The 7,535-nt window shown below is 64.4% G+C and carries 5 protein-coding genes; 4 read left to right on the top strand and 1 reads right to left on the bottom strand.

The window, feature by feature from the left end; all coding sequences use genetic code 11:
• The first annotated feature begins 139 nt into the window (after positions 1–139).
• The 4 genes from INHI_RS0103300 (at position 140) to INHI_RS0103285 (ending at position 6,209) form a co-directional block, all read left to right on the top strand.
• The gene (locus tag INHI_RS0103300; RefSeq protein ID WP_254656832.1) at positions 140–706 is read left to right on the top strand and encodes a hypothetical protein; all 567 of its coding nucleotides are present in this window, start codon (positions 140–142) and stop codon (positions 704–706) included.
• A 200-nt stretch (positions 707–906) separates the two neighbouring features.
• Positions 907–1,659, top strand: a complete 753-nt coding sequence (locus INHI_RS0103295; protein ID WP_027246717.1) for a MipA/OmpV family protein — start codon at positions 907–909, stop codon at positions 1,657–1,659.
• 186 nt (positions 1,660–1,845) lie between these two features.
• Positions 1,846–3,069 (top strand): efflux RND transporter periplasmic adaptor subunit, encoded by a 1,224-nt coding sequence (locus INHI_RS0103290; protein WP_254656831.1) that lies wholly within the window; start codon positions 1,846–1,848, stop codon positions 3,067–3,069.
• Positions 3,066–6,209 carry an efflux RND transporter permease subunit gene (locus INHI_RS0103285; RefSeq protein ID WP_027246715.1) on the top strand — a complete coding sequence of 1,048 codons (3,144 nt, stop codon included), beginning with the start codon at positions 3,066–3,068 and terminating at the stop codon, positions 6,207–6,209. The genes INHI_RS0103290 and INHI_RS0103285 overlap by 4 nt, the downstream gene beginning before the upstream one ends.
• Positions 6,210–6,270: 61 nt before the next feature.
• Here the strand turns inward: INHI_RS0103285 and INHI_RS0103280 are convergent, their stop codons facing one another.
• On the bottom strand, positions 6,271–7,473 hold the full coding sequence (locus tag INHI_RS0103280; protein WP_027246714.1) for a helix-turn-helix domain-containing protein: 1,203 nt from the start codon (positions 7,471–7,473) through the stop codon (positions 6,271–6,273).
• Positions 7,474–7,535 lie beyond the last annotated feature (62 nt).

Raw genomic sequence — 7,535 nt, 5'->3', positions numbered from 1 at the left:
AGGGTTCGCGTCCTGTCCGGCCCGGTTGGACGACAGGCGCGCGGGGGTCTGTCACAGCTGTGATCAAGGTGGCCGATGTGCGGCCCCGAAACCCGCTGTTGTCGCCCACCCCGATATCTGGCCAGAGAGAGACCGCGCCATGCTCAGAGCTTCTTTTCATCCCCGTCACCTGACCTCAGCCCTGCGGCAGTACCGACGCAATGTGCCATTGCTGCCGGTGGTGGTCTGCATCGCGCTGGGGCTTGCCATTGGGGTGTCGCCTGCGAGCCGTGCCGGCGCCGGTGTCGATGACATCCAGCCGCGCGATGGTCATTGGCTGGCGCTGATGCAGTTCCGCTCGGTCAGTGGCTGTTCGGCTACCCTGCGGCGCGAGATTGAAGCGGATGCCGAGGATGAGGTGCTGTATTCCAAGCCGCTGACTTTCTCCACCCCGCTGGACCTCAACCATCTGAATGCCGCCTGGGAGGTCGATATCGACTGGACCCGCACCAGCCCCAACCGCTGGGAAGGGGTGATGACCGAGATTGAGCGCACCCTGTTTGGCAAAGTCACAACCGTAACCGCGCTGAAGACACGGGTGATCTCTGAGGGGCTGATTGATCAGAAGGCGGTGGCCACGATCACCTTCCCGCCGCGCATCGCCCGGCAGATCGGCTCTGCGGAGCCCTGTGTGGTGCATGCCGATATCACCCATCGGCGGCGCTGATCGGCGTTTGCTGTGTCCGGATGTGTCCGCACGGACAGGGATCTGCGCCCGCGCCTGACGGCTGAGACGCCCGCGGTCTGGCGCCTGACCTGAAAGACGCCGAATACATTGCTTTCATTCGCCCCGGATCTGGCTGCGTGGCACGCGCGCTGCGGGGCAAATCACAGATACCCAACCAAGACCTTAAAAAGGATACGACAATGAATTTTCAACGCAGCGCCGCTCTCGTGACCGCGTGTTTTCTGGCGGGCGCATCAGGTGCCGCCGCTGATGGGCTGTTTGCCAACGGGCAGTTCACCCTCGGGCTGGGGGCGTTTGCGGCCTCAGATCTTTACAAAGGCGAAGGCACAGAGGCCGCCGCGCTGCCGTTTGTGTCCTATGACAGTGATCGGTTGCATGTCGGATGGGACGGGGTCGCCTATCATTTCCTGAACGGTGAGGATCTGGAGGTCTCGGTGCGTGTTGGCGCAGGCGAGAAGCCGGATTTCCCGGAGAACAAGCCGCTGTTTGCCGGGTTGAAACGCAGCACCCCGGTTGAGGCCGGGTTTGATTTTACCTATCGGTTTGACGGGTTCTATATGGCTGGTAGCGCGATGGCGGATGTCTCCAACGAGCATGACGGCTATCACGTCGAAGCCAAGTTCGGGACCGAATTCCAGATGGGTCAGCTGGGGGTCGACATCGGCGCCGGGGCGCGGATGCGGGACGGGAAGCTGAACAACTTCCTTTACGGGGTGTCCGCCAGCGAGGCAAACGCGCAGCGCGCCGCCTATGATGTCGGCTCCACCACCGAGCCCTTTGTCGATATGACCGTGATCTATCCGATCAGCGACAAAGTGTCGGTACTGGGTACGGTGGATTATCAGCTGGTCGACAAGAAGGTTCACGACAGCCCGCTGACCAACAACAAGGATCGCTATTCGGTTGGGCTTGGCCTGATCTACAGTTTCTGATCCATGGCCACCCCGCTTCATGCGAACCAGCAGGGTAGGGCAGAGGGGGTGCGGGGTGACACCGCGTCTCCGGCAGGCTCTGCTGCCGCTGTGCCACCGGTATCTGCCGTGAACGAGACGTCCCCAACGTCGCAGGTCGCTGAGACACCCGCCCCGACTGTACCCCCAGCGGCGCCGGATCCTCAGGTGAACAGGTCTGCAACGGCAGCTGTGGCACAGCCCGCCTCAGCCCCGCAGCCCCCCGGCTGCGTGGGCGGGGCGGATCCTGCGGGGTTGGAGTTTGTGAGCGATCCGGAGGCCAGATGGCCGCCGCGCCTGGCGGCGATGATTTGCGCCGGGCTGGTGATCTGGATGGCGGTGGGACTGGTCTGGCCCGCCGCCCCTGTGGCAGGCGGCGGTGAGGCGAATACTCCGGTAATAGAGCCTGTTTCGGTTGCGGTGCGCCTGTCACAGGCCGCCCCGGTGACCCGGATGCTGCGCGCCGAAGGGGTCAGCAAACCCGACCGGGATGCAACCCTGAGGGCGGAGATGTCCGGCCATGTGGCCCGCGTAGCGGTGGCCAAGGGCGCGCGGGTAGAGGCGGGGCAGCTCCTGGCCAGTTTGCAGCCTGCGCAGCGCACGGCGTCGCTGGCGCGGGCGGAGGCGTCTTTGCTGCGGGCGGAGCGTGACCATACCCGCGCCACAGCGCTGCATCAGCGCGGGTCCACCACGGAGCAGCGGCTGAGCGAGGCGCGCGAGGCGCTGGCCGTGGCCAAGGCGGATCTGGCCGCCGCCCGTCAGAGCCTTGCGGAGACGCGCATCACCGCGCCTTTTGCCGGTCATCTGGAGGAGTTCGACCTGACCCCCGGTGCCTATGTGCAGGAGGGGGCTGCGGTGGCGCGGGTGGTGGCGCTGGATCCCCTGCGGGTGAGTTTTCAGGTGCCGCAGCACCAGCGAGGGTCCTTGCGCGCGGGGGCGATGGCGCAGGTGCGGTTTCTGAACGGTGACAGCGCCGAAGGGCGTTTGAGTTTTCTGGGGCAAAGCGCGCAGGCCGATACCCGCAGCTTTGCCGCTGAGGTGATGCTGGACAATCCGTCCCCATTCAATGCGCCCCCGATCCCGGCCGGGATCAGCGCCCGGATTGCGGTGCCGCTGGACATTGTCCAGGCGCATTTCCTGTCCCCGGCGCTTCTTTCGCTGGATATGGCCGGGGTGCTGGGCATCAAGAGCGTCGATGACGCTGACCGCGTGGTCTTTACGCCGGTGGAGATTGTCCAGTCCGAGCGCGATGGCGTCTGGGTCAGTGGGCTGGCAGATCAGTTGCGGCTGATCACTGTGGGGCAGGGATTTGTCACCGCAGGAGAGGTGGTGCGGCCCAGAGATGCGGCAGCCACCACGGGACGGGCGGCAGGCGCGGAGGATCGGCGATGAACGGGTTTCTTGCGGTGATCTTTGCCCGCAGTCGGGCGGTGATGCTGATCTTTTCGGCGCTGCTGTGCGGTGGCGCCTATGCCTATTTAAATATTCCGAAGGAAAGCAATCCGGATATTCCGATCCCCTTTGTCTATGTCAGCACCAGCCTGTCGGGCATTTCGCCGGATGACAGCCAGCGGCTGCTGGTCAAGCCGCTGGAAACCGGGCTGAGCGGGCTGGCGGATCTGAAGGAGATGAAGGGCCACGCCTATGAGGGCTATGCCAGCGTGACGCTGGAATTTGAGGCGGGTGCCGATGTGGCAGAGGCGCTGGACCGGGTGCGGGTGGCGGTGGATCAGGCCCGCCCCGACCTGCCGGAGGCCGCCACCGAGCCCGTGGTGGTGGAGATCAACACGGCGCTGTTTCCGGTGTTGACCACGGTGCTTTCTGGACGGGTGCCGGAGCGCAGCCTGAACCGCATGGCGCGGGAGCTTGAAACCCGGCTGGAGGCGCTGACCGGTGTGCTTGAGGTCGATATCGGCGGCGGGCGGTCGGATCTGCTGGAGGTGCTGATCGACCCCGTTGCCTTTGCCACCTATGGGCTGTCGTTTGAGGCGCTGGTGGGTCAGATCAATCGCAACAATGCGATGATTGCCGCCGGGACCATCGACGGTGCCGCCGGGCGGTTCGTGCTGAAGGTGCCGGGATTGGTCGATGGCGCCGCTGACCTGATGCAGATGCCGGTGAAGGTGGAGGGCGGTGCGGTGGTGACCCTTGGCGATATTGCAGTGGTGCGGCGACGGTTTGAGGATCCCCGCAGCTTTGCCCGGATCAACGGTCAACCGGCGCTGACGCTGGATATCACCAAACGCAGCGGCGCCAATATCATCGAGACCGTGGCCGCCGCCAAGGCGGTGATCGCCACCGCGCAGCAGGACTGGCCGCAGAGCGTCCGGGTCGACTATCTGCTGGATGAGAGCCGCGAGGTGGAGACCATGCTGGGCGATCTGGAGGCCAATGTGGTGGCGGCCATCGTGTTGGTGATGCTGGTGGTGATCTATGCGCTGGGGCTGCGGCCGGCGCTGCTGGTCGGGCTGTCGATCCCCGGTGCGTTTCTGGCCGGTGTGGCGCTGTTGTGGGCGATGGGGATCACGATGAACATCGTGGTGCTGTTTTCGCTAATCCTGGTGGTCGGAATGCTGGTGGACGGCGCCATTGTCACCACGGAGCTGGCCGACCGCTACCTGCAGGAGGGCCGGACAGCGGCAGAGGCCTATCGCGCGGCGGCGGGGCGTATGGCGGGGCCGCTGGTGTCCTCCACCGCGACCACGCTCAGCGTGTTTGTGCCGCTGCTGTTCTGGACCGGCACCACCGGTGAGTTCATGAAATTCCTGCCGATCACCGTGATCGTGACGCTGGCCGCGTCGCTGTTGATGGCGTTGGTGTTCATTCCGGTGCTGGGCGGGATGATCGCGCGCCGCTCCCCGCAGAGTGCGGCGGCAAAACAGGCGCTCCATGCGGCGGAACATGGTGATCCGCGCCTTGGCCGTGGGATGGCCGGGATCTATGCGCGGATGTTGCAGCGGGCGCTGCTGTTTCCCGGCACCACCGTTCTGTTGAGCGTTGCGCTGTTGCTGGGGACGTTTGGTCTTTATGGAAAATACGGGGTGGGGCTGACGTTTTTCCCTGAAGTAGAGCCTGAATTCATGCAGGTGCAGCTGCGTGCGCGGGACAATTTCTCGATCCATGAGCGCGACGCGCTGGTGCGGGTGGTGGAGGATCAGCTGTTGCAGACTGCGGGCATCACCAGCGTTTATGCGGTGACCTCGCTCGGCGGGGGCGATGATCTGGACCTGATCGGCACCATTCAGCTGGAGCTGGACCCTTGGGACCAGCGTCCGCCCGCAGCCGAGATCGGCGCGGGGATCCGTGCCGAGGTGGCGGATCTGCCGGGGGTCGAGGTGCGGGTGGAGACCGAGGACGACGGGCCAAGCAGTGACAAGCCGCTGGATCTGCACATCACCGCCCGTGACCCATCCGTGGCGGAGGCGGCGGTGGGGCAGATCCGCGAGATCATGACCGGGATCGGCGGCTTTACCGATGTGGCCGACAGCCGGGCCCTGCCGGGGGTGGAATGGCGGATCGAGATCGACCGTGCCGAGGCTGCGCGCTACGGCGCCGACCTCAATCTTCTGGGCCAGACGGTGCAATTGCTGACCCATGGCGTCATGGTGACCAGTTTTCGCCCCGATGATGTGGCGGAGTCGGTGGATGTGCGGGTGCGGTTCCCGGCGGCGGAGCGCAGTTTCGACGGGCTGCGGGCCCTGCGGGTGCCGACCGCGTCCGGGCTGGTGCCAATTGCCAATTTCACCCGCTTTGCACCGGTGCCGCGATCGGGCTCAATCGAGCGGCGCGACCAGTCGCGGGTGCTGACGCTGTCGGCCAATGTGGCGCCGGGGCTGTTGGCGGATGCGCAGATTGAACGGCTGCGCCAGGCGATGGTGGTGGCGGATCTGCCCGATGGTGTCAGTTGGCGGTTCAAGGGCGAGGCGGAGGAGCAGGATGCGGCGATGCGGTTTCTCCTCCTCGCGTTTGTGACGGCGGTTGTGCTGATGGCGGTGATCCTGATCGCACAGTTCAACAGCTTCTATCAGGCCGCTGTGGTGATGTCGGCGATCATCTTCTCCATTGCGGGTGTGCTGCTGGGGCTGCTGGTGGCGGGGCGGCCGTTTGGCGTGGTGATGGGAGGCATCGGGGTGATCGCGCTGGCGGGGATCGTGGTGAACACCAATATCGTGCTGATCGACACCTATAACGCGCAGCGCAGCGCCGGGCAGTCCCCGTGTGAGGCGGCGCTGCGGGCGGGGGCGCTGCGGCTCAGGCCGGTGGTGCTGACCTCGCTGACAACGGTGCTGGGGCTGATGCCAATGGTGCTGGGGATGAAGCTGGATCTGCTGACCGGCAGCATGGTGTTTGGCGCGCCCTCTAGCCAGTGGTGGACCGAGCTATCGACAACTATTGCCGGCGGGCTGGTGGCGGCGACGCTGCTGACGCTGCTGGTCACCCCGGCGATGTTGGTGCTGGGCACACGCGGTCAGCAGCGGCGGGCACGTCGTCGGGCGGCGCGGCGGGGACTTGCTGCTGAGGCCACGGCATGAGCAAACCTACAGGCCTCCCAACAACGCCGGGGCGGTCACGGTGCCGACTTCGCAGCGCCCCTCAGCTCGCCGGATCGGCGGCGGCGCGGCTGGCCCTAAGGGCAGAGGGGGTGGTGTTCATCTCGCGCTTGAAGGCGTTGTAGAAGGACGAGCGGGAATTGAAGCCGACATCATGCGCAATCACCAGAATGGTTTCATCGGTATCATGCAGCTGCGTCACCGCGTCCTGAATGCGCCATTTGTTGACGTAGTCGAAGAAGTTCGATTGCAGCGTCATATTCAGCGTCTGCGACACGTAGTTCGAGGTCACGCTGATATGTTTGGCCAGATCCCAGAGCGACAGATTGGGATCGCGGTAGAGCATATCCTTGGTCATGGCGCGTTCGATCTTGGCGGCGATGCGGGCCGCGTGATCATCGGTGAGGGCGGAACGCTCGTATTTTGCGGCGGCCAGCTCCCGGTCGGTGGCGGGCGGCGTGTCGCCTCCGGGTTTGGGCATCAGCCCGGGCTGTTGCCGCACCCCCCAGATGCCGATCACCCAGGTGATGGCAAGGCTGGTCAGCCCATTGGTCAGGTCGGAGGCGTCGCTGAACAGCTGGAACATCTCAATTTCGAAGAGGTCGGCGAGGATCTCGGCGATGCTGATCAGAAGATAGGCGGCGACGGTGGTGGTGATCCACCAGACCCAGGTCAGCTCGCGGTCCTCGGTGGTGGCAAACAGATCCTTCAGCCGCGCGCGATATCGCGACAGCAATTTCATGATCAATATCAGATAGAGCGTCACCTGAATGTAGAACAAGATCTCGACCAGTTGGAAGTAGATCAGGATCGCCTGGATGTATTGGCTGAGGTCGGCGAACTCCAGATCGTTCTGGGCGAACAGGGATTTCGGAATGGTCCAGAACAGCACCACCATGCTGATCGCCAGCAGGATGGGCACCGCATGCCAGAGTCTTTGGCGGATCGGCGGGCCGTCATCCTCCGAGGTGAGGGCGCGGACATAAAGCCATAGGAGCAGCGGCTGGGCAAAGACGGCGGGCACATGCATGCTGTTGAACCGTGAGATCAGATAATCATAGGCCTCATCGGCGACCACCAAATCCACGATAACAAGTATTTCGCTGACCGATTGGGTCAGGAAGAACAGCGCCAGAGGGACATAGACGCGCTGGTGGCGTTGATGCAGCAGCAGTTGATTGGTGCAGAACAGCGCCATCCCGAGGTGAAAGGCCGACAAAGCCAGCAGATATTTATCGTCGACCATCGCGTGCCCGATCCTCAAAGTCCTTCTCAGGGCTTTAGCAGCGGGCGGCGGCAAGGGACAGA

Source organism: Phaeobacter inhibens DSM 16374, assembly GCF_000473105.1.
Classification (GTDB): Bacteria; Pseudomonadota; Alphaproteobacteria; order Rhodobacterales; family Rhodobacteraceae; genus Phaeobacter; species Phaeobacter inhibens.
This window is presented reverse-complemented; position numbering and strand designations above follow the sequence as displayed.